Source organism: Streptomyces sp. NPDC002463 (assembly GCF_042889835.1).
Classification (GTDB): domain Bacteria; phylum Actinomycetota; class Actinomycetes; order Streptomycetales; family Streptomycetaceae; genus Streptomyces; species Streptomyces nymphaeiformis.
Genome location: NZ_JBIARL010000005.1, coordinates 308817 through 333813, shown reverse-complemented (window position 1 = coordinate 333813; position 24997 = coordinate 308817). Strand labels below are relative to the sequence as shown.

Below are 24997 nucleotides of genomic sequence, written 5' to 3'. Positions count from 1 at the left end.
AAATGCAGCTGGAGTTGAGGCATCTCGAAGCCGTCTGCCGCATTGCGGAAGCGGGCAGTCTGGGGCGGGCCGCCGGGCGGCTCGGCGTCTCGCAGCCGGCCCTCTCGGCGCAGCTGCGGCGGATCGAGCGGGTCGCCGGCGGGGAGCTGTTCCTGCGCGGCCGGCACGGCGTGGAGCCCACCCCGCTGGGCGAGTTCGTGCTGTCCAAGGCGCGGCTCGTGCTCGGCGAGATGGACGCCCTTGCCGCCGGGGCGCGGGCCGTCGCCCCGCACACCCCGCTGCGGCTCGGCTGCATCCTGCTCGTCCTCGTCGACCGGCTGCTCGGGGAGCTCGAACAGGTCGTGGCCGGGCGGGAGATCGCGGTCACCGTGGAGCACTCGGCGACGACGCTGACCCGGCAGCTCGGCGCGGGACGGTACGACGCCGTCCTGTACGGGGAGGTCAACGACCACGAGGTGCCGCTGCCCGAGGGGACCACGGCCCGCACCCTCGTCCCCAAGGAGCCCTTCTGCGTGCGTCTTTCGGCGGAGCACCCGCTGGCGGGCCGGGAGCGGATCGCGCTCGCCGAGCTCGCGGGCGAGTCCTGGATGACGCTGGTCGAGGACGACGACGGCGGACCCGAGGCGCTGGTCGCGGCCTGCGAGAAGGCCGGGTTCACGCCCTCGCTGCGGCACCGGGTCGCCGACCGGAAGATGCACTACGACCTGATCGCGGCGGGCCGGGCGATCTCGATGAGCCAGCCGACGGCCCCGGCTGCGGAGGGCACGGTCCTGCGCCCCCTGGAGGGCGACCCGGTGACGGGCCGGATCCGGCTCGCCTGGAACCGTACGGCGGTCCCGGCGCCGCAGGCGGAGCTGCTGTACCGGGCGGCGGCCCGCGCGTACCTGGCGAACGTCGGCAACAACGCCTTCCACCGCGCCTGGTGGGACGCCCGCCCGGAACTACACCCGGTTCTGGACGACTGAGGACGGGTCCTGGTCGTCCTCCTCGGCGTCGTCGTCCGCTCCGTCGCCGGAGGTCTCTCCGCACAGGTCACGGGCCATCAGGGTGGCCCCCGCGACCGCTCCGGGCATGAGGAAGACGGCGACGAACGGGACCAGGAAGGCGAGCGTCAGCGGGACGCCGAAGCCCAGGGCCGCCATCCGGCGTCCACGGAGCAGCACCAGGCGTTCCTTGAGCTCGACGCGCCGGCGCTGGAGCGCGACGGCCGTCAGCTCCTCGGTGAGGAAGAAGCCGGAGACGCAGAAGCCGATGGCGGGGACGACGGTCTGGCCGACGACGGGGATGAACCCGCAGGCGAAGAGCAGCACGCCGTAGAACGCGACCCGCAGCACGATCCGCAGGCTGTCACGGGCCGAGATCCACAGCTCGCGCCAGAGCGGCAGGCCCGACTCGGGCGCCTCGCCGCCCTCGCTGCGGTCGACCTCCTCGGACAGCGACTCGTAGAAGGGCTGGCCGACGAGGAGGGTGACGGCGGTGAAGGTGATCACCGCGAGGAACAGCCCGAACGCGAAGACGAGCCCCGTCAGGGCGCCGCGGAAGAGGCCCTGCCAGGGCGAGGTCCAGTCGTCGGCGAACGGCGTCGCCCACGCGGTCAGGTCGTCGGCGCCGTAACCGAGGCCGACGAGCGCGCCGATGTACAGGACGAGCGTCACGAGCCCGGGCAGCAGTCCGAACCCGAGCCAGCGCCCGTGACCGCCGACCCACTTCTGGCCCCGCAACAAGTACCTGAAACCCACCCCGAAATCACGCATGGGGGTCACCTTATCGGTGCCTCCGGGGCCCGACGGGGCAGGTCAGCCGCCGGTCGCGAGGAACGAGGCGACGGCTTCGTCGAAGCGGACGCGGGCCTCTGCGGGGCGGCCCACGGGGGCGGACACCCACAGGTCGTACAGCGTCCCGTCCTGCTCCCAGCAGACGTCCCTGGTGTGCCGCGGCCCCTCGGCGCTGGTGAAGCCGTCCCAGGTGAACTCCCAGCGGGCGGCGGGCAGTCCCTGGCGCGTCGTCTCCTTCACGGTGCCGTCGCGGTACCCCGGATAGTCCTTCGGGCCGCTCGCGTCGGAGGAGCGCATCACGCCGATCGCCCCGCCGGCCGGGATCGGCCGGATCCTGATCCCGACCCTGACGGCCCCGTCCGGCGAGGTGTAGAACACCCGGTCGCCGTCGGTGGAGCGGACCGCCCCGTAGGGGACCCGCAGGCTGAAACCGCGCTCGTCGGTGATCTCCCGGGACCGGAAACCGTCCGGCTCGGAGGGGGGCGGGGCCGAGGGGGACCCCGTACGGGGCGGCGGCGCGCCCGTCGCGGGTTCGTCCTGGACGGCGCGCAGCACCGCCACGGTCGCCACCGCGACGCAGACGGCGAGGGCGGTGGCCACGAGGGGGACGGTGAGGCGCCGACGGCGGCCGGCGGCCGGAGCGCCGGCCTCCCCTGGACCGGTCTCTCGCAGGGTGGGGACGTACGCGTCGCCCCCCGCAGGCTCCTCCCCCGCCGCGCACGCGGCGAGCATCCGGCGGGCCTCGGGGGCGCCGAGGCGGCGGTCCGGGTCGCGTTCGAGGAGGCCCTGGACGACGGGCACGAGGGGCCCGAGCCGTTCGGAGGGCCGGATCTCCTCGTACACGATCGCGTGCAGGACGGCGCCGATCGAGTCCCGGCGGAACGGCGAGGTGCCGGTGGTCGCCGCGCACAGCAGCGCGCCGAGCGACCACAGGTCGGAGGCGGGTCCCGCGTCGTCGCCCTGCATCCGCTCCGGCGCCGTGTACTCGGGGGTGCCGATGAAGACGCCGGTGCGGCTGAGCGTCGTCGCGCCGGGGAGGCTGGCGATGCCGAAGTCGGTCAGCACGGCCCGGCCGGTGTCCTTCTCCAGGAGGACGTTGGCGGGCTTCACGTCCCGGTGCAGCACGTCGCGGGCGTGCGCGGCGGACAGCGCGTCGAGCAGGTCGAGCCCGAGCCGGGCGGCCTCCCGGGGGGACAGCACCTCGCCGGCGGCCAGCCGGTCGGCGAGCGAGCCGCCGTCGACGAGCTCCATGACCAGGGCGGGCATGCCGGCGTGCTCGACGACGTCGTGGACGACGATCACGTGCGGGTGGCGGACCTGGGCGACGACGCGGGCCTCCCGCAGGGCGTCCGCCGGGTCGGCGCCCGAGTCGAGCGCGAGGGTCTTGACGGCGACGGGGCGCCCGAGCAGCTCGTCGGTGGCCCGCCGGACGACGCCCATGCCGCCCTGGCCGAGCCGCTCGCCCAGGCGGTAGCGCCCGCCGATCAGCTCGTGACCGGCCTGCTCCGACCCGTTGTACGAAGACACCCGACTCCCCTTGCCCGCGGACCGAAGCCATGATGCCGCAGCCCTCCCGTACACGGCGAGGACCGCACCCCGGTCGGTCGGGGTGCGGTCCTCGCGCGGTGTGCGCGTCCGGGTCTCAGACGGCGAGCTCGACCGTGATGTTGCCGCGGGTCGCCTTGGAGTACGGGCAGACCTGGTGGGCCTTCTCGATCAGGCTCTTGGCGGTCTCGGCGTCCACGTTCGGGATGGTCGCCGAGATCTTGACGATGATGCCGAAGCCGTCGTCGTTCTTGCCGATGCCGACCTCGGCGGTGACCGTCGAGCCGGAGACGTCGGCGTTCTCGTTGCGGGCGACGACGCCGAGCGCGCCCTGGAAGCAGGCGCTGTAGCCGGCCGCGAAGAGCTGCTCGGGGTTGGTGCCGGCGCCGGAGCCGCCCATGGCCTTGGGCGGGTTGACGACGACGTCGAGCTGGCCGTCGTCGGTGGCGACACGGCCGTCACGACCGTTCTCGGCGGTGGCTACGGCGGTGTACAGGACGTCGGACTGCTGGATCGACATGCTGTTGTCTTCCTTCTTCTGTTCGCCGCGACTCGCGCCCACGATCGCGACGGCTGAGGGAAGACTAGCGGGTCGCCGAGACGATCATCTTTCCGGTGTTGTCGCCGCGCAGCAGACCGAGGAAGGCGTCCACGCCGTTCTCGATGCCCTCGACGAAGGTCTCGCGGTGCTTCAGCTCGCCGGAGGCGAGCCAGCCGCCGACCTCCTGGACGAACTGGTTCTGCAGGCCGTAGTGGTCGCCGACGAGGACGCCCTGGAGCCGCAGCCGCTTGCCGATGATCATCGCCATGTTGCGCGGGCCCGGGACCGGCTCGGTGTCGTTGTACTGGGCGATCATGCCGCAGATGGTGGCGCGGCCGTGCACGTTGAGCGAGGAGATCGCGGCTTCGAGGTGGTCGCCGCCGACGTTGTCGAAGTAGACGTCGATGCCGTCCGGGGCGGCCTCGCGGAGCTGGTCCTTGACCGGGCCGTTCTTGTAGTTGAAGGCGGCGTCGAAGCCGAGCTCCTCGACGAGGAACTTCACCTTCTCGTCGGAGCCGGCGGAGCCGATGACGCGGGAGGCGCCCTTGAGCCGGGCCATCTGGCCGACCTGGCTGCCGACGGCGCCGGCCGCGCCGGAGACGAAGACGGCGTCGCCCTCCTTGAAGGAGGCGACCTCGAAGAGACCGGCGTAGGCCGTGAGGCCGGTCATGCCGAGCACGCCGAGGTAGGCGGAGAGGGGGGCGAGCGACGGGTCGACCTTGGTGGCGTGCTGGGCCGGGACGTCGGCGTACTCGCGCCAGCCGAGACCGTGCAGGACGTGGTCGCCGACGGCGAAGCCCTCGGCGTTGGAGGCGATGACCTCGCCGACCGCGCCGCCGTCCATGGGGTGGTCGAGCTTGAAGGGCGGAATGTACGACTTGACGTCGTTCATCCGGCCGCGCATGTACGGGTCGACGGAGAAGTGCAGGTTGCGCACGAGGATGCGGCCCTCGGCGGGCTCGGCGACCGGGGTCTCGCGCAGGGCGAAGTCCGACGGCACGGGCCAGCCGTGCGGACGGGCGACGAGGTGCCACTCACGGCTGGACGCGGGAAGAACGGACATGAGCACGGCCTCCAGAAAAGCTTGAGATCACAAAAGGTTCAGTACCTCAAACAACCATGCGCCTAGATATTTCATGTTGTCAAGTATCGGAGTAGACTCGTCCCCATGGCCACCTCACGCACGGACCCCCTGACCCTCGAAGTCGTCGAGCTGATCGGCACGGTCGTGGCGCGCTACTACGAGGAGTACGAGCAGGCGGCGGCGCAGCACGCGCTGACCGGCGCCCAGGCCCGGGTCCTCGGCCTGCTCTCGCTCGACCCGCTGCCGATGCGCCGCATCGCCCAGAAGCTCAAGTGCGAGCCCTCCAACATCACGGGCATCGTCGACCGCCTGGAGGCCCGGGGCCTGGTGGAACGCCGCCCCGACCCGGCGGACCGCCGCGTCAAACTGGCCGTCCCCACGGACGAGGGCCGCGACACCGCCCGCCGCCTCCGCGACTCCCTCGACTTCGCGCGCGAACCCCTCGGCGAGCTGACGGAGACGGAGCGGACCCTCCTCCGGGACCTGCTGAAGCGGATGCTGGGCGTGGACGTGGCGTGACGCCGTCCTAGACGCACCACCACAGGAAGCGGGTGCACGTCGGGGTCGGGCTGGGGGTCGGGGTCCGACTCGGGGTGGGGCCGGTGGTCGATGCCGTCGGTCCGCCGGGCGTCGCCGAGCCGGTCGGCGTCGGGCCGCTCTCCGTCGCGGACGGGGTCGCGGTGGGCGTGGCGGACGGGGAGGCCGGGGCGGTGGTCGTCGGCGCGGCGGTCGGGGCGGTGCCGCTTCCCGTGCCGGTGCCGGTCCCCGTACCGGATCCCGTGCCCGTGCCCGTACGCGTACCGGAGTCCGAGCCCGAGCCCGTGCTCACCTGGCGTGGGCGGGCGGGGACGGAGCCCGGGGCGTCCGTCGCCGGGGACGGGCTCGATGCCCGCGACGGTTCCGTGGTCTCCGCGGGTGGCGGCGAGAGCGGGGTCTCGGTGACCTCCAGCTCCTCCACGGCGGTGGCGGCGCCGTCCTGCGGCGGCTCCTCGAAGGCGATCTTCGCCAGGGTCAGCGTTCCGGCCGCGAGGACCAGGCCCACCGTTCCCACCAGGACCGTACGGCCGCGGCGCGGGCCCTGCCTCCTCCCCCGCCGCACGGCGGGGCGGCCCCGGGCGGCGCGGCGCCCGCCGGGGGTGGTGCGCGGCGGTTCGAGGACGTCCAGCTCGTAGACGTGCTCGGGCGCGGGCCGGTCCAGGTCGTCGTCGCCGGCACCGCCGCCGTCGTCCGGGAACGGTTCGTCGTGGGCGGGCGGGGTCGCTTCTCCGTAGGCGGCGGACCGGCCCGGGTCTCCGTGGACAGCCGGGCGACCGGGGTCGCCGTAGACGCCCGGCCCGCTGCGGTCGCCGTAGGCGGTGGGACGAGCGGGGTCGCCGTAGATCGCGGGCCCGGCCTGGACGCCGTACGCCGCGGGCCCGGTCGTGGCGCCGTACGCCGCGGGCCCGGTCGTGGCGCCGTACGCCGTCGGCCCGTTCGGGTAGCCGTAGCCGAGGTCCGGGGTGTGGGCCTGGGTGTGGTCCGGGGTGTGGACCGGTATGTGGGGGGTCTCGTACCGCAGTTCCTCGACCGGAGTCCCGCACCCGGCACAGGCGAGGGCCCCGTTGAGGTGCCGCCGGCACGCGTGGCAGTAGTCCATGGGGCCCGCAGGCTATGCGGCCAGGTACGCCGTCAGGTAGGCGCGAACGTGAGGATCCTGTGTGGAAACCGCAGGTCGGCGGCGGTGCGCCGTGAATCTCCCGCTTCGGGAAGGATGGCCTCCGAATCCTTCTCACGGGTAGTGGGCCCTCCGACACGGCCCGCATGCGGCCCCCGGGCGGCTCAGCCCAGCGCGCGCCGCGCCGCGCGCGGCCGGACGATGCGAACAGGACCGCGAATCGCGACCCGCCTCGCCCGTGCCAGCACCGCACTCCGGAGGATCCCGCCGTGACCGTCAGCCTCGATCAGCTGCGTCGTTGCCATGTCGCCGTCGACCTGGGTGCCGCCCGCACCCGGGTCTTCGTCAAGGGCGCCGGACTCGTCGTCGACGAGCCGAGCGTCGCCGCCGTCAACACCCGTACCGGAGCGCTGATCGCCGTCGGCGCGCTCGCCGAGAAGATGACCGGCCGCACCCCCGACTACATCCGGGTCGTCCGCCCGGTCTCGGGCGGCACGGTCGTCGACATCGAGATGGCGCAGCGGATGCTCCGTCATCTCCTCGGCGAGAAGCTGCGCCGGCAGCTGCGCCGCAAGCCCCGGCTGCGCGCGGCCGCCTGCACCCCGCACGACAGCGATCCGCTCGCGCAGCGCGCCGCCGTGGAGACCCTCGTCGGGCTCGGGGCGCGCCGGGTCGAGCTGGTCGACACCCTGATCGCGGCGGCCGTGGGCTGCGGGCTGCCCGTGGAGCAGCCGACCGCGACCATGATCCTGGTGTGCGGCGCGGCGACCACGCAGGTCGCGGTGCTCTCGCTCGGCGCGATCGTCACGGCGGAGCGGATGCCCGTCGGCGGCGACGCCATCGACCACGCCGTCATCCAGCACCTGCGCCACCACCACGAACTGATGCTGCCGAGCCAGTCGGTGCGCCCGCTGCAGCTGGCCCTCAGCGGCAACGGCCTGACGACGACCGGCCCCGCCTGGACGGAGATCCACGGCCGGGACGTCGCCACGGGCCTGGCCCGTTCGGTGACCGTCGACACCGCCGCCGTACGGGAGGCGATCCACACCCCGCTGACGGCCGTCCTCGACGGCATCGGGAAGGTGCTGCGGGACTGCCCGCCGGACCTGGTCGCCGACCTCGCGGACCGCGGGATCATGATGGTGGGCGGCAGCGCCCTGCTGCCGGGCCTCGACCAGATGCTCCGCGAGGCGACCGGCATGCCCGTGCACATCGCCGAACGGCCCGACGTCTGCGCGGTCCTGGGGCTCGGCGCGATGCTGGAGGGCAAGGTCCAGCCGATGGTCCTCGACCCGCTGGCCGAGCGGGACCCGCTCGCCGACGAGGACTGATACCGGAAAGAACCGGGCGATTCGCACGACAATGAGACCATGACGATCATGGATGAGGACGCCGGGGCCTCGGGCACGGACGAGGACTCCGCCCGCCTGCCCCTGCTGCTCGAAGCCGTCCTCGGCGTCGGTACGGACCTCGAACTCCGCACCACCCTCCAGCACATCGTGGACTCCGCCACCGAGCTGACCGGAGCCCGCCACGGGGCGCTCGGGGTCGTCGACCCCGAGCGCCCCCGCCTCACCGAGCTCTTCACCTCCGGCATGACCGACGAGGAGCGGCAGCGGTTCCGCCGCCCCGCCGACCTGACCCCCGGCGCGCGCTCGACCGGCGTCCCGATCCGGGTCCACACCCAGGTCTTCGGCCATCTGCACCTCACCGGGAAGCGCGGCGGCCCCTTCACCGAGGAGGACCTCGCCCTGCTCCGGGTCCTCGCCTCCCAGGCCGGGATCGCCATCGGCAACGCCCGCCTGTACGAGACGGCCCGTCAGCGGGAGCGCTGGATCGAGGGCGCCGCCGCGGTGACCACGGCCCTGCTCACCGGCGCCACCGCCGAGAACGCCCTGACCACCGTCGCCGAGCAGGCCCGCATCCTCGCCGACGCCTCGGCCGGCGTCGTCCTCCAGCCCACCGAACAGGGCGGGATGGAGATCGTCGCCGCCTCCACCAGGGACGACCCCGGCGACCTCGTCGGCACGACGATCGCGCCCGGCTCCCCGGTCCTCGTCCAGCTCCTCGGCGGGGAGCCCGTCTTCGTCGAGGACTCGGCGACCGACCCTCGGATGACCACGCACGTCCGGTCCCGTTTCGGTCCGTCGATGATGCTGCCGCTGCAGAGCGGCGGGAAGCTCATCGGCACCCTCGCCCTGCCCCGGCGGCGCGGCGGCCCGCCGTACTCGGCGGTGGACCGGCTGCTCGCCTCGCAGTTCGCCTCGCAGGCGGCGCTCGCGCTCGTCCTCGCGGACGCGCGCCACGACCGTGAGCGGCTCGCCGTCTTCGAGGACCGCGACCGGATCGCGCGGGACCTCCACGACCTGGTGGTGCAGCGGCTGTTCGCCACGGAGATGATGCTGGAGTCCACCCGTAGGCGGGCGGCCGGCTCCTCCGGCGAGGACGCGCTGCTCGGCCGGGCCGTGGACGAGCTGGACTCCACGATCCAGGAGGTCAGGACGACCATCTTCGCCCTCCAGCAGCCGCCGGCCGACGCGCCGACGACCTTCCGGGGGAGGGTCCTGCGCGAGACCGGCGGGGCCGCGGTCCCGCTCGGCTTCCAGCCGTCCGTGCACTTCTCCGGCGCGGTCGACACCCTCGTCGACGAGGGGACGGCGGACCGGCTCCTCGCCGCCCTGCGCGGGGCGCTCGCGGCGGCGCACCGGCGGCCCGGGGTCGGCGCGATCACCGTCGAGGTGTCGGCCGGGGAGGGCGGCGGCGCCCGGCTGCGCGTCGAGGACGACGGCACCCCGCCGACGACGGTGACGTGGCCGTAGGACAGTGGGGCTCCCTCCCTCGTACGGAGCAACTGGGCGCGCCGCGCCCCTCCCCCGGATCTTGACTGGAGGGGTGACCACCGAGACCACGGCCCCGACAGCGGCGGCCTACCGCAACCTGGTGATGGCCACCATCGGCTTCACGCTCACCTTCTGGGCGTGGAACCTGATCGCACCGCTCGCGAGCTGGTACGGCGAGCGGCTCGAACTCAGCTCCTTCCAGCAGTCGTTCCTCGTCGCCGTGCCCGTCCTGGTCGGCTCGCTCGGCCGCGTCCCGGCGGGGGCCATGACCGACCGGTACGGGGCGAAGCGGATGTTCCCGCTCGTCTCGGCGCTGACGATCGTCCCCGTGCTGCTCCTGATCGTGGTCAAGGACAGTTACGGCCTGATGCTGGTCGTCGGCTTCCTCCTCGGCCTGGGCGGCACGACGTTCGCCATCGGCATCCCCCTGGTCAACTCCTGGTTCCCGCCCGCGAAGCGCGGTCTGGCGCTCGGGGTGTTCGGCATGGGCATGGGCGGTGTCGCGCTGTCCGGCTACTTCACGCCCCGGATCGCCAAGCACGGCGAGAACCTGCCGTTCATCGTGGTCGCGCTCGCCCTCGCCGCGTACGCGGTGCTCGCCGCGTTCCTCATCACCGACCGCCCCGACCGGCCGGTGCCGACGGCCTCCCTCGCGTCGCGGCTCGGCTCGGCGGGCCGGCTGCGGGTGACGTGGGAGCTGTCGGCGCTGTACGCGATCGGGTTCGGCGGCATCGTCGCGTTCGGCGTCTACCTGCCGACGTACCTGAAGACCTGGTACGAGCTCGACCCGACGGACGCGGGCACCAAGGCGGCCGGGTTCGCCCTGGTCACGGTCGTCTTCCGGCCGATCGGCGGCTGGCTCTCGGACCGGATCCACCCGGCGCTCGTCACGGCCGCCGCGCTCGGCACGGCCGCCCTGTTCGCGATCGTCCAGGCCTTCGACCCGCCGCTGAACCCCGGCGGCACGATCGCCCTGCTCGTCATGGCGGCCGGGCTCGGCACGGCGAGCGGTTCGGTCTTCGCCCTGGTCTCCCAGGTCACCCCGCAGGCCCAGGTGGGCAGCGTGACCGGCATCGTCGGCGCGATGGGCGGCCTCGGCGGGTTCGTGCCGCCGCTGGTGATGGGCGCGATCTACAGCGCGAAGGGCTCGTACTCGATCGGCTTCATGCTCCTGTCCGACCTGGCGCTCGCGGGCTGTGTGTACGCGTACGGGCGGATGCGCGGGATCCGCCCGGACGGCGACAGCCCGGACCCGAAGCCCGCCGAGGTCACGGCGGGCCGCCCGTAGGGACACCCCTCAGGCGCCCACGCCCAGGAAGCGCAGCACGGCCAGGACCCGGCGGTGGTCGGCGTCCGCCCTGGGCAGGTCGAGCTTGGCGAGGATGCTGTTGATGTGCTTGGCGACGGCGCTCTCGCTGACGACGAGCTGGGCGGCGATGCCCGCGTTGGAGCGGCCCTCGGCCATGAGGGAGAGCACCTCCTTCTCGCGGGCCGTCAGCCGTTCCAGCGGATCGTTCGACCGCCGTACGAGGAGCTGGGCGACGACCTGCGGATCGAGTGCGGTGCCGCCGTCGGCGACCCGCCGCAGCGCCTCGATGAACTCCTCGACGTCCGCGACCCGCTGCTTGAGCAGATAGCCCACGCCGCTGGTGTGGGCGGCGAGCAGGTCGGCCGCGTAGCGCTCCTCGACGTACTGGGAGAGCAGCAGCAGGGCGGTCGACGGCCGGCTGCGGCGGATGGACAGCGCGGCACGCACTCCCTCGTCCGTGAAGCCCGGCGGCATCCGGACGTCGATCACCGCCAGGTCGGGGCGGTGCTCCTCGACCGCGGCGAGGAGTCCCTCGGCGTCGCCCGCCTCGGCGGCCACCTCGAAGCCGGCCATCTCGACGACCTTGACCAGGCCCATCCGCAGCAGGACGGAGTCCTCGGCGATCACCGCACGTCGCATGCGGGGCTCCTCCTGCCCGGCGCTCTTCAGTTCTGACACGGCAGATCCACACTCATCATGGTCGGTCCCCCCACCGGGCTGCTCATCCGGAACGTTCCGTCGACTGATCGCACGCGCTGGGCGAGCCCCGTCAGGCCGCTCCCCTTGCCGGGGTCGGCGCCGCCCAGGCCGTCGTCCGCGATCACCACCCGCAGTATCCCGCCCAGCCGGGTCACCGTCACATCGGCCCGGGTCGCCTCCCGTGCGTGCTTGGCGACGTTCGTCAGCGCCTCGGAGACCACGAAGTAGGCGACCGCCTCGACCGCCGGCGGCGGCCGCCGCGGCAGGTCCGCCTCCAGCCGTACGGGCAGCGGGGCGCGGGCCGCGAGCCCCGACAGGGCCGCGTCCAGGCCGAGTTCGTCCAGGACGGCGGGGTGGAGGCCGCGCACGAGGCTGCTCAGCTCCTCGATCGCCTCCTTCGCCTCCCGGTGCGCGGCCTCGATCGCCTCGCGCGCCTCGGGCGTCAGGTCCACGAGCGTGGCCTTGGCTATGCCCAGGTTCAGCGCCAGCGAGACGAGTCGCTGCTGCGCACCGTCGTGCAGGTCCCGTTCGATGCGGCGCCGTTCCGCGTCGGCGGCGTCCACGGCGCCGGCCCGGCTCTCGGTGAGGTCCTCGACCCGTCGCACCAGATCCTCCTCCCGGCTGCGGCCGAGCAGGAGGGGGACCACCTGGCTCTCCAGGCGCACGAGGGCGGCGGCGAGGGGCGGGACGGCGGCCAGCACGAGCAGTCCCGCCACGGAGACGTACGGGGCCGCCACGGCGAACTTGAGTTGCTTGAGCCGCCATTGCCAGGGCAGGGCGTAGACCCACACCGAGGTCAGTGACGCGGCGAGTCCGGCCGGGATCAGCGCCACCACCACCGCTTCGAGCGTGCCGAACAGCGTCCCGGCCAGGGAGTGGTAGCCGAACTGGCGCCACGGCCGCCGCCATCCCGGGCGGGGGATGTCGATGCCGAGCAGCTGTCGGAAGCGCCAGCACTGGGCCACGGTCAGCGCCGGCACGCAGAACACCGTCGCCACGACCACGAACCCCAGGGCGATCGGCGCGCTGTCGTCCGCTCCCCCGATGGTCTCCCAGAGAAGGCCGAAGACCCCGAACAGCAGGGAACCCATGAGGAGGTGGAGCGGCGCCCCCACGGCGAGGAAGGACGCGTCGCGCGTCAGGCGGGTGAGCGCGCGCCGCAGCCGGGTCCGGATCTTCATGCCCCCACCGTAGGCGCCGGGCTCCGCGGCCTGCCATGAACCTGCCGTCCGCATCGGGGGTGTAGCCAGTGCCACCCCAGGACGGACAGCGGTGTTACTGACTCCGGAGGGCGGCGACCGGAGGGTTGATCACGAGCCCGACGGCCGGGTTCGTGACAGCGAAAGAGACCTCCGACATGGCCCTCGCCTCCCTCATCCCGCCTGCCGCTGACGCCGGTCGCCCTTCCTTCGGCATCCGTCGCCCCAGCCGAGTCCGCCGCCTGCAGGGCCGCGTGCTCCTGGGTGCGGGCCTCGCCCTGCTGCCCTGGCTCGGCTACCTCGCCGGTACGCTCCCGCCCGCCGAGGCCGCCGCCTGGGTCACCCTCGACGCCCTGGAGGCCGCCGCGCTGCTCACCGCCGGCAGCCGGCTGCTGCGCGGCGACGCCCGCCACCGCGCGCCCGCGGCCGCCGCGGCGGTGCTCCTCCTCGCCGACGCCTGCGTCGACCTCGCCACCTCCACCGCAGGACCCGAGCTGGCCGTCGCCGTCGCCATGGCCGTGTGCGCGGAACTCCCCCTCGCGGCCCTGTGCGCGGTGATCGCCGCGCGCCCACCACGGAGGGGGCCCCGACCCGGGCCATCGGCCGCGCCGCACCCTCGGTCCGGGCAGAATCCCTCCTGGTAGCCCCCACCCTCGACGACCGTAGGAGTACGACCGGTGAGTGCGCTCTTCCCCGCCCTGGCGGACCCGTCCGACCGCCCCGCCCTGCGGGTCGGCCCCGACACCCTGACGTACGCCGAGCTGGCCCGCGCCGCCGGTGCCCTCGCCGGGCGCCTCGACGGGGTGGAGCGGGTCGCCGTCTGGGCCACGCCGACCGCCCGGACGGCCGTCGCCGTGGTCGCCGCGCTGCTCGCCGGCGTGCCGGCCGTACCGCTCAATCCGCGTACCGGGGAGCGGGAGTTGGCGCACATCCTGGGCGACAGCGCGCCCGGCCTCGTGCTCGCGGGCCCGGTGGACGAGCTGCCGGGCGGGCTCGCGGCGCTCCCCCGGGTCGATGTGGAGCTCACCGGTCCTGAAGCGTCCCCGGCGGCGCCGGTCGATCCGGAGGCCACCGCGCTCGTCGTCTACACGTCCGGAACCACCGGTCCGCCGAAGGGCGTTCTGCTCTCCCGCCGGGCGGTCGCCGCCTCCCTCGACGCGCTGGCCGAGGCCTGGTCGTGGACGGCGGACGACGTCCTCGTGCACGCGCTGCCGCTGTTCCACGTCCATGGGCTCGTCCTCGGGATCCTGGGCCCGCTGCGGCGCGGCGGCGAGGTCCGGCACCTGGGCGGGTTCTCGGTGGACGGCGTCGCGCGGGAGCTCGGCGACGGGGGCGGCACGATGCTGTTCGGCGTACCGACCATGTACCACCGGCTCGCGGACGCGCTCGACGCGAACGACCGGCTCACGGACGCGCTGGCGGGCGCCCGGCTCCTCGTCTCCGGTTCGGCGGCGCTGCCCGTCCACGACCACGAGCGGATCGCGGCGGCGACGGGCCGGACGGTCGTGGAGCGGTACGGGATGAGCGAGACGCTCATGAACACCAGCGTGCGCCCGGGCGGCGAGCCCCGGCCGGGGACGGTCGGGACCCCGCTCGCGGGCGTGGACCTGCGGCTCGTGGACGAGGACGGCTCCGTCCTGGCGGAGCTCGACGGGGAGACGGTCGGCGAGGTGCAGGTGCGCGGCCCGAACCTCTTCTCCGGCTACCTCAACCGGCCGGACGCGACGGCGGCGGCCTTCGACGGCGACTGGTTCCGCACCGGCGACATGGCGGTCCGGGAGGCGGACGGCGGGGTGCGTCTGGTGGGCCGGAAGGCGACCGACCTCATCAAGAGCGGCGGCTACAAGATCGGGGCGGGCGAGATCGAGAACGCGCTCCTCGACCACCCCGGCGTCCGCGAGGCGGCCGTCACGGGCGAGCCGGACCCGGACCTGGGCGAGCGGATCGTGGCCTGGGTGGTGCCGCAGGACGGGGAGAAGCCGCCGGCGGAGGCGGAGCTCGCCGAGCACGTGGCGGGGCTGCTCGCCCCGCACAAGCGCCCCCGCGTGGTGCGCTACCTGGACGCGCTGCCCCGCAACGACATGGGCAAGGTCCTGAAGAAGGCGCTGCCGACGGCGTAGTGCGGGGCGGGGCCCGTCTTCCGGATCAGGCCCGCGAGCCCGGCCCGATCCGGAGGACAGGCCCTTTCGGCGCGTCAGGGCGGGGACGTCAGGGCGTCGGGTCGAGGGCGTCGTAGCGGCGGAATCCACGTCCGTACAGGGCGAGGAGGCCGATCGCGACGACGCAGGCGATCCCGCCGCCGGTGACGGCGACCGCCGGCGAGGTGAGGTCCGCGACGGAGCCGGCGAGGAAGTCGCCGAGCCGGGGTCCGCCCGCGACGACCACGATGAAGACGCCCTGGAGCCGGCCGCGCATCTCGTCCGGGGCGGCGACCTGCATCATCGTGTTCCGGAAGATCATCGAGACGGTGTCGGAGTAGCCGGCGAGGGCGAGCATGAGGAGCCCGAGCCAGAGGTTCCGGGTCAGTCCGAAGACGGCGATGGCGGTGCCCCAGGCGGCGACGGAGAGCAGGATCGCCTGTCCGTGGTGGCGGATACGGCCCTGCCAGCCGGAGAGGACGCCGCCGAGGAGCGCCCCGAACGCGGGCGCGGCGACGAGGAGTCCGGTCGTCTTCGCGTCGCCGCCGTACCAGAGGACGGCGATGGCCGGGAACAGCGCGCGGGGGTGGGCGAGGATCATCGCGCAGAAGTCCGAGAAGAACGTCATGCGCAGGTTGGGGCGGGTGGCGAGGAAGCGCAGCCCGTCGAGGACCGAGGCCCTCTTGCTGCCCGTCCGGTCCGGGAGCATCGACGGCAGCCGCCACATCGCGTACAGGCTCGCGGTGAAGGCGACGGCGTCCACGAGGTACGCGGTCTGGTAGCCGGCGAAGCCGACGATCAGGCCGCCGAGGCTGGGCCCGACGAGCGTGCCGAAGGTCGTGACCATCGAGTTGAGCGCGTTGGCGGCGCGCAGCTGCTCGGGCGGCAGGAGCCGGGGGATCATCGAGGAGCGGGCGGGCGCGTTGAGCGCGCCGCACACGGCCTGGAGGGCGACGATCCCGTACAGGAACCACACGTGGTGGAAGCCGGCGAACGCCGCGCCGGCGAGGGCGACGGACAGCACGGCCGAGCCGCTCGCGCTGACGAGGCCGAGCTTGCGCCGGTCCACGGTGTCGGCGATCGCGCCGCCGTACAGGCCGAAGACGATCAGCGGGACGAGGGCGAAGAGGCCGACGAGCCCGACGGAGAAGGGCGAGCGGGTGATGTCGTACACCTGGAGGGAGACGGCGAGCGCCGTCATGCCCTGCCCGATCCAGGAGACGGTGTTCCCGAACCAGAGGCGGCGGTAGTGCGCGGAGGTGCGCAGCGGGGTGAGGTCGGCGAAGACCTTGCGGCGGCTCTGCTCCGGCTCCTGCCGCTGGGTGGTGGCGGTCACGCGACGTCGTACCGCAGCTCGGGGCGCTCCCAGTGGATGCGGCCGGTGGGCGGCACGGTGCCGGTGCGGACGGCTCCGGTCCGCAGATAGAACTCCTCGGCCGGCGGATGCGCGACGACCCGCACGGAGGCGAGCCCGGCGGTCCTGGCCTCCCCGGTCATGTGCTCCATGAGGAGCCGGCCTATGCCGAGCCCCTGGGCGGCGTCGGCGACGAACGCGAGGTCGAGCTCCGCCTCGTCGACGAGGAGCGCGTAGAAGCCGAGCACCCGGCCGCCGTCGCCTTCGTCGACGGCGACGAAGACGGGGTGGTGCTCGATGTACGGACCGCCGACCTGGTAGCCCTCGACCATGGCGGCGTAGTCGCCCCGGTAGGCCCCTGAGGTGCGGACGAGCCGGGTGAGCCGCTTGGAGTCGTCGGCGGTGGCGCGCCGGATGCTGATGTCGGACATGGAGCGAGTATAGGAGCGAGCTCTGTTGATGCTCCTTACAATTCGATGAATGCCGCACGGAGTCTCACCGCCGCGCGAGCCGCATCGGCTGTGGCCCCGGGGAGAGGACGATGCGAGGGACCGGGCGGGGCGGGCGCGGGGAGACCGGGGTCAGCCGCCAGTGCGAGGCGATCGCGGCGAGCGCGAGGGTGGCCTCGACCGTGCCGAGGACGTCCCCGACGCACTTGGTGGCGCCGAGCCCGAACGGGAGCCAGGCGTCGCGCGGCACCTCCCCCGCCGCCCAGCGGCCCGGGTCGAAGCGCGCCGCGTCCGGGAAGAGTTCACGGCGCCGGTGGAGCAGGTAGAGGCAGCAGATGACGGTGGAACCGGGCGGCAGCGCCCGTCCGGCGAGCTCGGTCGTACGGGTGGTGGTGCGGGTGACCGCCCAGGCCGGCGGGTAGAGGCGGAGGACCTCGCGCACGACGTCGCCGGTGTACGGCAGCCGGGGCAGGTCCTCCGGGGTGACCGGGTGCCCGGCGAGGACCGTGTCGAGTTCCCCGTGCAGCCGGGCGGCGGCCTCGGGGTGGTCGGCCAGGAGGCGCAGGGCCCAGGCGACGACCGAGGAGGTGGTCTCGGCGCCGGCGAGGACGAGGGTGGCGACCTGGTCGCCGAGTTCGGCGTCGGACAGGGCCCGGCCGTACTCGTCCCGTACGGCGAGGAGCAGCGAGAGGGCGTCCCCGTGGTCCACGCCGGCCGCCCGGTACGCGGCGACGATGACGGCGACACCCGTACGCCAGCGGGCCAGGGCCCGGCGGTAGCGGCGGCGGGCCGGGGAGGGCACGCGGTCGACGGCGGGCGCGACGACCCGTGTGTAGACCCCGCGCAGCAGGACTTCGAGGGCCTCGCGCAGCTCCTCGGCGGCGCGCGGGGTGATGCCGGCGGAGAACATCGTGCGGACGGCGACGGCGGTCGTGAGCCGGAACGCCTCCTCGGTGACGTCGACGACCGCTCCCGGCCGCCAGCGCCCGGTCAGGGCCTGGGTCTCGGCCGTCATGACGGTGGCGTAGCGGTCCATGTGGGAGTGGTGGAAGGCCGGCTGGAGGGCGCGCCGCTGGGCGCGGTGCTCGGCGTTCGGGCAGGTGGCGAGACCGTTGCCGAGGAGGGCGCGGACCTTCTCGTAGAGGACGCCGCTCCGGTCGAAGGAGCCGCGGTCGGTGAGGACGCGGCGGACGAGCGCGGGGTGGCTGACGACGTGGGCGGTCCGGGTCCCCATCCGCACGCGGACGACGTCGCCGTGGCCGGGCAGCGAGTCGAGGAAGGCGAGCGGACGGGTCGCCAGATGGGGCAGGTGTCCGAGCAGGGGCCAGGCCCCCGGGGCGCGGCCGTGGCGGGGCGCGGGCGTGGACAGGGACTCCGGGCCGCTCACGACGCCCCCGCCCCGGTCCGCGCGAACACGCCGGCCCCGGCCCGTCGTTCGTACTCCTCCAGGGCCGACTCCCATGCCTCCGGCAGGTGTTCGGCACCGGCGAGCGCGCGGTCGGCGAGGAACGTGACGTGGAGGCGGCGGCGATGCGCGACCCAGGCGACGAAGAGCGGCTGGCCCGGGACCATGACCGGCAGGGCGTACACCGCGGCGGCGGGGGTGCCGGCGAAGCCGAGGGGCTGCCGGACCCGGAGGTCGGCGACGCTGAGCGGCGTGTACCGGGCGTCGACGCTGCGGCCGAGCGCCAACCGGCCGATCCGGTACGGGAGTCCGCGCAGGACGGCCCGGTGGGCGTCGGCGAGACGGGCGAGCCGGGTGTGGTCGAGGGCCCGCCCGAGGCGGTCGAGCCGCCGGGCCGGGTCGGGTTCGCCGCAGGGGAGGTCGATCCCGGCGACGGCGACCCGGTTGCCGAGGAGGGGGCGGGGGTCGTCGGGGTCCCGGACGCTGATCCCGAGGTTGGCGCGCAGGCCCAGGCCGTGGCCGGGACCGCCCGGCCCCCAGGCGTCGGGGTGCCAGGCGCGCAGGGTCTCGGTGGCCAGGGCCAGGCAGAGCTGCGGGACGGTGGCGCCGGTCAGGCGCCCGAGGGCGTACAGCCGGGCGGTGTCGACGTCGGCGAACGCGGCGGCGTACGACAGGGCGGGCGGGGTGTCGAGGGCGGGCCACCAGGTGACGCGGCGCTGCGGCCGGAACTCGGGGAGGACGGCGGCCCAGGGCACGGGCCGGGGCGGCCGGAAGGTGAGGGCCCTGGCGCGGGGTGCCCCCTCGGGGCCGAGCAGCCGCTCCAGGGTCGCGACGGCGGCGGCGCCGTCCTGGAAGGCGTGGTGGGCCCGGTAGCAGAGCCCCCACCGTCCGTCGCCCGCCCGGCGGACGAGCCAGATCCCCCACAACGGCCGCTCGCGCGCCAGGGGTTGCCGAAGGAGTTCGGCCACGACCGTCAACGGGTCGGCGCCGCCGGGTAGCTCGTACAGGTGATGGTCGGGGTCGAAGCCGGGGTCGGGCTCCCAGCAGGGACGCCCCGGGTCCCCCGCGAGCCGGTGGGCGAGCTCGGGAAGCAGTCCGATGCGACGCCTCAGATGATCCGACACCCGCTCCCGGGAAGGCGGTTCACCGTCGAAGACGATCAGGCCGCCGAGGTGCAGCGCGGAGTCCGTCGCATGCAGCGCCGCGACGTCGAGGGAGAGCCGGTCGAGCACCGCGAGCGGCACCGCCGAGGAGGATCGGACTGGATCTGAAGATCGCACAGAGCGCTACGATACGTCATCATGCAATCGCAATGCGTGACGGATGGCGTGCCCCCCGACTTCCTCGAAGACGACGCCGTGGCGGCCTGGACCGCCTCCGGAGCACCCCTCGTCGACCTCCTCCGCCAGGCGCACACGCCGGGCCGGCTGACCGGTTTCCGCCGGGGCGGCAGGGCGGCGGTCCTGGTCGCGGAGCCCCGGCACGTGCACCAGGTGCTCGGCGTCGGCGGCGAGCGTTACGTGAAGCGGTCGCACCGGGCGAGACCCCTCCTCGGCGACGGGATGCTGACCGCCACGGGCGAGGCCTGGCGGTCCCAGCGGAAGCTGCTCCAGGCGATGTTCACGGGCCGGGGCATCCAGCGCTGGGAGCACCACATCGAGGGGGCGGCGGCGCGCGTCGTCGAGCGCTGGGCGGAACGGGCGCGCCTCGGCGAGCCGACGGACATCGCCGAGGACGTGCAGTTCTTCACCGTCGACACGATCTGGCGCTCGCTCACGGACCGGCCCCTGGACCAGGAGACGTACGTCGACCTGGCGGCCGTGCAGGACATCGTCGCCGCGCTCCCCGCCGACGTGGGCGGTGCGGCCGCGCTGCCGCCCGCCGTGGAGGCGGCGATCGCCGCGCTCGACGAGCGGATGCTCCGCGCGCTCGCCGACGCCCGGGTCCGCCACCGTACGGAAGGCCACGGGCCCGGCCCGGCCCGCACGTCGGGCCCGAGCGTCCTCGACCGGCTCCTCGACGCGGCCGGCACCGACCCGGCGTACACGGACCGGCTGATCCGCGACGAGCTCGTCACCCTGCTCGTCGCCGGGTACGAGAGCAGCGCCCGCACGCTGACCTGGGCGTTCGTCCTGCTCGACGCACACCCGGAGGTCATGGAACGGGCGGCGGGGGACGGCCCGGCCGTCGAGGCGGTGCTCTGCGAGACGCTGCGGCTCTACCCGACGGGCTGGCTGCTGCCCCGGCACAGCCCGGACGACCAGACGCTGGACGGCTGGGCGATCCCCGCCGGCACGGACCTCCTGGTCTGCCCCTACCTCACCCACCGCGACCCGGAGGTCTGGCCGGAGCCCGAGGTCTTCGACCCGGGCCGCTTCCCGGCCCGTTCGCCCCTGCCGCCCGGCGCGTACCTCCCGTTCGGCATCGGTCCGCGCGCCTGCCTCGGCACCCGGTTCGCGATGCGGGAGATGGAGGTGCTGCTCGGCGCGCTCCTCGGCCGGTTCACGGTCGAGACGACCGGCCCGGCGAGCGAGGCCGTGTTCGGCGTCAACCTGCGCCCGGCGGGACCGCTGCACGCGCGCGTGCGCGAGCGGACGTGAACGCGACGCCGTCCGAGGACCACGCCTCCTCGGTGGGCCGTGGTTCCGAGGGGTACGGCTCCGAGCGCGTCGACTACGTCGATCCCGGGGACCGGGTGGTGGCCCAGGGCGGGCGGTCCGCCGGGCCTCCCACCGGGCTGCTGCGCCGGTACGCGGCGACCGTCTGCACCGACCGCGCCGGCCGGGTCCTCCTCTACCGGCGGACCGCCTCGGCCCCGGCGTACCCGGGCCACTACGACGTCCTGTTCGGCGGGGCGGTCCGCAGCGGCGAGGAGTACCGCACGGCCGCGCTCCGGGAGCTCCGGGAGGAGCTGGGCTGGGAGCGGGCGCCCGGTCTGACCGAGGCGTACCGGGTCCGCGTCGACGATCCGCACGGCGCCTGCTTCCTGACGGTCCACCGCTGGGTGGCGGACCGCGCGCCCCGGCCGGATCCGCAGGAGATCGCCTGGTGCGGCTTCGTCGCGCCGCTCGCGGTCCTGACCGGCGGCTACACCCCGCTGGTCCCGGCCGGCGCGGAGGCCGTACGGCGCCTGTTCCCCGCCTGACCGCCGCCGGGCGCGGAGCCCGCACGGCGCCCGTCCCCCGCACAGCACCCCGAGGCTCGAAGACCGCACGCCGCCCATCCCCCGCACAGCACCCCGAGGCTCGAAGACCGCACGCCGCCCATCCCCCGCACAGCACCCCGAGGCTCGAAGACCGCGCGGCATCGCCTCCCCCGCCGGCCGTCGCCCCTCGCCCCACCTCTCGTACGACATCCCGAAGGACACCTTCCCCATGACGCACTGCGCGCTGCCCTTACCCGGCGTCTCCCTCGCCGTCCCCGGCCCCCGGCCGGCGCCCCTCCCGGGGACCGGGCCGCTCGACCGCGCCCGCGCCCGGCTCGCCACCCGCCTGGTGGCCGCCGCCGGTCCCGACGGGCTGCTCCGGGCCCCGTGCGACAGCCGGATCCTGGAGTCCGCCCTGGCCCTGCGGCTGCTCACGGTGACGGGCGTGGACCCGGACGCCCAGGAGCGGCTCACCCGCCGCCTGAAGACCGCCGTCGACGAGGGCGCCCCCGACCCCGTGCAGGAGGCCGCGGCCCGTGCGGCCCTCGGCGAGTACGTGGACGGGCGGGGCGCGCTCGCCCGGCTGCTCGGCGGCTTCGACCACTTCACCGCCGGGCGCAAGCGGCTGATGTTCCGGACGCTCCTGGCCGAGCTGGGCGCCCACTCCTTCCCCGAAGTCCGCTCCCCCGAGGCCCTGTTCGAGGCGCGCGGCCAACAGCGTTGGCTGATCACGGAGATGGCCGCCCTCAAGGTCCTGTACGCCTTCGGTACCGGTGCGCCGGGGCTCGTCGCGGAGGAGGACTGGCGGGCGCTCGAACCCTGCTCGCTGCCCGGCCCTCCCCCGTACGGCAACCATCTCGCCCGCGTCCTCGCCCTGCTGGCGCTGCGGTTCCACCCCCGGTACGCAGAGGCCGTACGGGCGCGGGCGCGGGAGCTGCGCGGCCGGCTGCGCGAGGACGGCGGGTTGCCGTTCATCACGGGCATGGACGTCTTCGCGACGGCGACCGGCGGGCTCGCCCTGGCCGGCGCGGGTGCCCCCGCGCACACCCTGCGGGCCCTCGCGGCGGCCCTGACGGAGCACCGGAACCCGGACGGCGGCTGGGGCTTCGACCGGGGTGTCGCGCAGAGCGACGTGGACGACACCTCGTACTGCGTGGAGTTCCTGCGGGCGGCGGGGCCGAGTCTCTTCGGCACGGAGGTGGCGGCCGGCGAGCGGTACCTGCTCGCCCGGCAGGGCACGGACGGCGGCTTCCCGACCTTCGAGCGCGGCACCGCCTCCGAGGTGGCGATAACGGCCGCCGCAGTGAACGCCCTCGCCCCCGAGCCCGCGCACCGGGCCGCGATGGAGGCCGCCGCCCGGTTCGCGGTGGCCCGGCAGGAGGCCCCCGGGCCGTTCGAGCGGAGCTGGAGCCTGAACGAGAGCAACGCCCTGTTCCGTACGGTCCTCGCCCACGACTCCTTCCTCGCCGTGGCGCCCGGCCACCCGGCCCGCACCGAGGTCGCCCGGGCCCGGGCGCGGGCGGTGGAGCGGCTGCTCGACACACAGAACGCGGACGGCGGCTGGGGCCACGTGCCGTCCGATCCGAGCGACCCGATCAGTACGGCGTACGCGCTGATCGCGGTGGCCCGGACACCGACCGTGCCGTCCGCCCGGGGTGCGACCGGGCGGGCGGTACGCCACCTGCTCGAGCGGCAGCGGCCGGACGGCGGCTTCGTCTCCCGCCCCGACCAGGCCGGGCCCCGGCCGCTCGCGTACCACGTGCCGCTCCTGACGGACGTGTGCGTGCTGCTCGGCCTGAACCACGCGCGCGCGTACGCGACGCGCTGACCCCAGAGGAACGCCATGACCTTCGACGAACTGAAGACCCTGCTCGTGTCGCTCGGTCTCGACCCGGACGACATCACCCCGGAGTCCACCCGCGAGGAGGCCGGACTCGACTCCCTCCTGCTCACCGAACTCGCCCTCGTGCTCCGCAGGGAACGGGGGGTCCCGGTCCCGGAGGAGGAGCTGTACGCGGCGCCGACCGTCACGGCGATCGAGGGGCTCGTCGCCCGGTACGCGGGGGTGGCCTGATGGTCCACGGCCACGCGGCCGCCGTCACCGGCGTCGGTCTCTTCACCCCCGCCGGGGCGGACGCCGCGACGACCTGGGAGACCGTCCGGGCCGGGAAGGCCACCGCCGTCCTCGAGGAGCGGGACGGCCTGCGCCGTCTCGCCTGCCGGGCGCCCGGGCTCCCCGGGGACCTCGGCAGGGCGGTGACCGCGCGGCGACCCGACCGCAGCGCGCTGCTCGCGCTGGTCGCGGCGCGGGAGGCGCTCGCCGACGCCGGCCTGGATCCCGCCGGGTGGGACGGGGCGCGGGTCGGTGTGGTCGCCGGGACCGGGGCGGGCGGGGTCCTGACGTTCGAGGCACAGCGCGAGGTGCTGCGGGCGGACGGGCCCGGGGACATGTCGCCGTTCGCGGTGCCTGGCGCGCTGCCGAACGCGGTCGCGGGGCAGCTGGCCGTCGAGTTCGGGATCCGCGGGCCGTCGACGGCGGTGGCCACGGCGTGCGCGGCGGGCGCCACGGCGATCGGCGTGGCGCTCGATCTGCTGGCCCTCGGCCGCTGCGACATCGTCCTGGCGGGCGGGGCCGAGGCCTCGCTGAGCCCGTTCTACATCGCGGGCTTCGACCGGCTCCGGGCGCTGTCCCACCGGTTCGACGACCCGGCGGGCGGGCTGCGGCCGTTCGACCGGGACCGGGACGGCTTCGTGATGGCGGAGGGCGCGGGGTTCCTGGTCCTGGAGCGGCCGGCGGACGCCGCCGCGCGCGGGGCAGGGCCCCGGGCGCTGATCACCGGCTACGGGGCGACGTCGGACGCGCACCACGTGGTGGCGCCCCGGCCGGACGGCTCGGGCCTGACGGCGGCGGTCCGGGGCGCGCTCGCGGAGGCGGGGCTCGTGCCGGGCGACGTGGACCTGGTGAACGCGCACGGGACGGGCACGCCGCGCGGTGACGCCGTGGAGGCGGCGGTGCTCGCGGCGCTCCTCCCGCACCGGCCGCCGGTGACGTCGACGAAGGGGGTGACCGGGCACCTGCTGGGCGCGGCGGGGGCGGTGGAGGCGGCGCTCACGGTGCTGTCGCTGACGGAGCAGACGGTGCCGCCGACGGCGAACTTCGCGGAACCGGGCGAGGGCATCGACCTGGACGTCCCCACGACGGCCCGGGGGTCACGGCTCAGGGCCGCGGTCTCCACGTCGGTGGGCTTCGGCGGACACAACGCGGCGCTGGTGATCACGGCGCCGTAGCGACCGGGGGCGCCGGCGGGCCCCGTACGTCCCGCCCGTCACGCCCCGGTCGCGCACGGCGCGAGGTCGTCCGGGTCGACGGCGTCGAGCCGGGCGGCCAGTGCGTCGAGCCGTTCCTTCAGCTCGACGATCTCGCCGACCCCAAGGCCCGTCGCGGCGGCGATCCGGCGCGGCACGTCGCGGGCCGTCTCTCGCAGGGCGGCCCCGCCGGCGGTGAGGCGGACCGTGACGGACCGCTCGTCCTCGGGGCTGCGGCGGCGCTCGACGTGTCCGGCCGCCTCCAGGCGCTTGAGCAGCGGCGACAGGGTTCCGGAGTCGAGCCGCAGGCGCTCGCCGATGCCCTTCACGGGCAGCTCGCCGTGCTCCCAGAGCACGAGCATGACGAGGTACTGGGGGTAGGTGAGCCCGAGCTCCTTGAGGGCCTCGCGGTAGACGCCGTTGAAGGCGCGGGTCGCCGCGTGCAGCGAGAAGCAGATCTGGTGGTCGAGCCGGAGGAATTCCTCGTCCGGGACGGTGTCGAGCGTCTCCATGACTCCAGGATACGCGAGACCCTTCACACGCGATTGAGTTGT

At 74.7% G+C, this 24997-nt stretch carries 24 protein-coding genes; 12 read left to right on the top strand and 12 right to left on the bottom strand.

The genetic code is table 11. From position 1 onward, the window contains the following. Positions 1-2 precede the first annotated feature (2 nt). The gene (locus tag ACFYX3_RS13705) at positions 3-965 is read left to right on the top strand and encodes a LysR family transcriptional regulator (protein ID WP_116161171.1); all 963 of its coding nucleotides are present in this window, start codon (positions 3-5) and stop codon (positions 963-965) included. Here ACFYX3_RS13705 and ACFYX3_RS13700 read toward each other — a convergent pair. From ACFYX3_RS13700 to ACFYX3_RS13685, 4 genes are all read right to left on the bottom strand, one after another. Continuing rightward, positions 942-1754: an EI24 domain-containing protein gene (locus ACFYX3_RS13700; protein ID WP_389012242.1), complete on the bottom strand. Its 813-nt coding sequence runs from the start codon at positions 1752-1754 to the stop codon at positions 942-944. The genes ACFYX3_RS13705 and ACFYX3_RS13700 overlap by 24 nt on opposite strands. Before the next feature lie 42 nt (positions 1755-1796). Then, entirely contained in the window at positions 1797-3302 is a 1506-nt protein-coding gene (locus ACFYX3_RS13695) for a serine/threonine-protein kinase (RefSeq protein WP_389012239.1), read from the bottom strand. Between the two features lie 115 nt (positions 3303-3417). Continuing rightward, a complete protein-coding gene (locus tag ACFYX3_RS13690) occupies positions 3418-3840 on the bottom strand; it encodes an organic hydroperoxide resistance protein (protein ID WP_086831271.1) in 423 nt (140 codons plus the stop codon). Positions 3841-3904: 64 nt separating this feature from the next. Then, on the bottom strand, positions 3905-4924 hold the full coding sequence (locus ACFYX3_RS13685) for an NADP-dependent oxidoreductase (RefSeq protein WP_376594117.1): 1020 nt from the start codon (positions 4922-4924) through the stop codon (positions 3905-3907). 105 nt (positions 4925-5029) lie between these two features. Between ACFYX3_RS13685 and ACFYX3_RS13680 the strand changes: the two genes are divergently transcribed. Then, on the top strand, positions 5030-5464 hold the full coding sequence (locus tag ACFYX3_RS13680; protein ID WP_376594118.1) for a MarR family winged helix-turn-helix transcriptional regulator: 435 nt from the start codon (positions 5030-5032) through the stop codon (positions 5462-5464). A 7-nt stretch (positions 5465-5471) separates the two neighbouring features. On the opposite strand, the gene ACFYX3_RS13675 is transcribed toward ACFYX3_RS13680, so the two are convergent. Next, entirely contained in the window at positions 5472-6581 is a 1110-nt protein-coding gene (locus ACFYX3_RS13675; protein WP_389012235.1) for a hypothetical protein, read from the bottom strand. A 287-nt stretch (positions 6582-6868) separates the two neighbouring features. Here ACFYX3_RS13675 and ACFYX3_RS13670 point away from each other — a divergent pair, with 287 nt between their 5' ends. From ACFYX3_RS13670 to ACFYX3_RS13660, 3 genes are all read left to right on the top strand, one after another. Then, entirely contained in the window at positions 6869-7930 is a 1062-nt protein-coding gene (locus ACFYX3_RS13670) for a rod shape-determining protein (RefSeq protein ID WP_376594120.1), read from the top strand. Positions 7931-7969: 39 nt separating this feature from the next. Then, positions 7970-9418: a GAF domain-containing protein gene (locus ACFYX3_RS13665; protein ID WP_389012232.1), complete on the top strand. Its 1449-nt coding sequence runs from the start codon at positions 7970-7972 to the stop codon at positions 9416-9418. 124 nt (positions 9419-9542) lie between these two features. After that, entirely contained in the window at positions 9543-10727 is a 1185-nt protein-coding gene (locus ACFYX3_RS13660; protein WP_389012386.1) for an MFS transporter, read from the top strand. Positions 10728-10736: 9 nt separating this feature from the next. On the opposite strand, the gene ACFYX3_RS13655 is transcribed toward ACFYX3_RS13660, so the two are convergent. After that, a complete protein-coding gene (locus tag ACFYX3_RS13655) occupies positions 10737-11387 on the bottom strand; it encodes a response regulator (RefSeq protein ID WP_376594122.1) in 651 nt (216 codons plus the stop codon). A gap of 26 nt (positions 11388-11413) precedes the next feature. Beyond that, positions 11414-12628, bottom strand: coding sequence for a sensor histidine kinase (locus ACFYX3_RS13650; protein ID WP_389012228.1), 1215 nt, complete (start codon positions 12626-12628; stop codon positions 11414-11416). 152 nt (positions 12629-12780) lie between these two features. On the opposite strand from ACFYX3_RS13650, the gene ACFYX3_RS13645 reads away from it, so the two are divergent. Then, the gene (locus tag ACFYX3_RS13645; protein WP_389012225.1) at positions 12781-13290 is read left to right on the top strand and encodes a hypothetical protein; all 510 of its coding nucleotides are present in this window, start codon (positions 12781-12783) and stop codon (positions 13288-13290) included. A 33-nt stretch (positions 13291-13323) separates the two neighbouring features. Next, positions 13324-14766 carry an acyl-CoA synthetase gene (locus ACFYX3_RS13640; protein ID WP_389012222.1) on the top strand — a complete coding sequence of 481 codons (1443 nt, stop codon included), beginning with the start codon at positions 13324-13326 and terminating at the stop codon, positions 14764-14766. An 88-nt stretch (positions 14767-14854) separates the two neighbouring features. Here ACFYX3_RS13640 and ACFYX3_RS13635 read toward each other — a convergent pair whose 3' ends face one another. The 4 genes from ACFYX3_RS13635 to ACFYX3_RS13620 all read right to left on the bottom strand — a co-directional run bounded on the left by ACFYX3_RS13635 (position 14855) and on the right by ACFYX3_RS13620 (position 19236). Next, positions 14855-16120 carry an MFS transporter gene (locus ACFYX3_RS13635; RefSeq protein ID WP_116161159.1) on the bottom strand — a complete coding sequence of 422 codons (1266 nt, stop codon included), beginning with the start codon at positions 16118-16120 and terminating at the stop codon, positions 14855-14857. Beyond that, entirely contained in the window at positions 16117-16569 is a 453-nt protein-coding gene (locus ACFYX3_RS13630; RefSeq protein WP_389012219.1) for a GNAT family N-acetyltransferase, read from the bottom strand. Before ACFYX3_RS13630 ends, ACFYX3_RS13635 begins: the two co-directional genes overlap by 4 nt. A 64-nt stretch (positions 16570-16633) precedes the next feature. Further along, positions 16634-17974 (bottom strand): cytochrome P450, encoded by a 1341-nt coding sequence (locus ACFYX3_RS13625; protein WP_389012216.1) that lies wholly within the window; start codon positions 17972-17974, stop codon positions 16634-16636. Beyond that, positions 17971-19236 carry a wax ester/triacylglycerol synthase domain-containing protein gene (locus ACFYX3_RS13620; protein WP_389012213.1) on the bottom strand — a complete coding sequence of 422 codons (1266 nt, stop codon included), beginning with the start codon at positions 19234-19236 and terminating at the stop codon, positions 17971-17973. Before ACFYX3_RS13620 ends, ACFYX3_RS13625 begins: the two co-directional genes overlap by 4 nt. A 57-nt stretch (positions 19237-19293) precedes the next feature. Here ACFYX3_RS13620 and ACFYX3_RS13615 point away from each other — a divergent pair, with 57 nt between their 5' ends. From ACFYX3_RS13615 to ACFYX3_RS13595, 5 genes are all read left to right on the top strand, one after another. Further along, positions 19294-20592 (top strand): cytochrome P450, encoded by a 1299-nt coding sequence (locus ACFYX3_RS13615; protein ID WP_389012210.1) that lies wholly within the window; start codon positions 19294-19296, stop codon positions 20590-20592. Then, the gene (locus ACFYX3_RS13610; RefSeq protein ID WP_389012207.1) at positions 20589-21137 is read left to right on the top strand and encodes an NUDIX domain-containing protein; all 549 of its coding nucleotides are present in this window, start codon (positions 20589-20591) and stop codon (positions 21135-21137) included. Before ACFYX3_RS13615 ends, ACFYX3_RS13610 begins: the two co-directional genes overlap by 4 nt. A gap of 229 nt (positions 21138-21366) precedes the next feature. Beyond that, positions 21367-22965, top strand: coding sequence for a prenyltransferase/squalene oxidase repeat-containing protein (locus tag ACFYX3_RS13605; protein WP_389012204.1), 1599 nt, complete (start codon positions 21367-21369; stop codon positions 22963-22965). Between the two features lie 15 nt (positions 22966-22980). Then, positions 22981-23211 (top strand): acyl carrier protein, encoded by a 231-nt coding sequence (locus ACFYX3_RS13600; protein WP_359516943.1) that lies wholly within the window; start codon positions 22981-22983, stop codon positions 23209-23211. Continuing rightward, on the top strand, positions 23211-24425 hold the full coding sequence (locus ACFYX3_RS13595; protein WP_389012200.1) for a beta-ketoacyl-[acyl-carrier-protein] synthase family protein: 1215 nt from the start codon (positions 23211-23213) through the stop codon (positions 24423-24425). Before ACFYX3_RS13600 ends, ACFYX3_RS13595 begins: the two co-directional genes overlap by 1 nt. Positions 24426-24463: 38 nt before the next feature. Here ACFYX3_RS13595 and ACFYX3_RS13590 read toward each other — a convergent pair whose 3' ends face one another. Next, positions 24464-24955 carry a MarR family winged helix-turn-helix transcriptional regulator gene (locus ACFYX3_RS13590; RefSeq protein ID WP_389012197.1) on the bottom strand — a complete coding sequence of 164 codons (492 nt, stop codon included), beginning with the start codon at positions 24953-24955 and terminating at the stop codon, positions 24464-24466. Between the last annotated feature and the right edge of the window lie 42 nt (positions 24956-24997).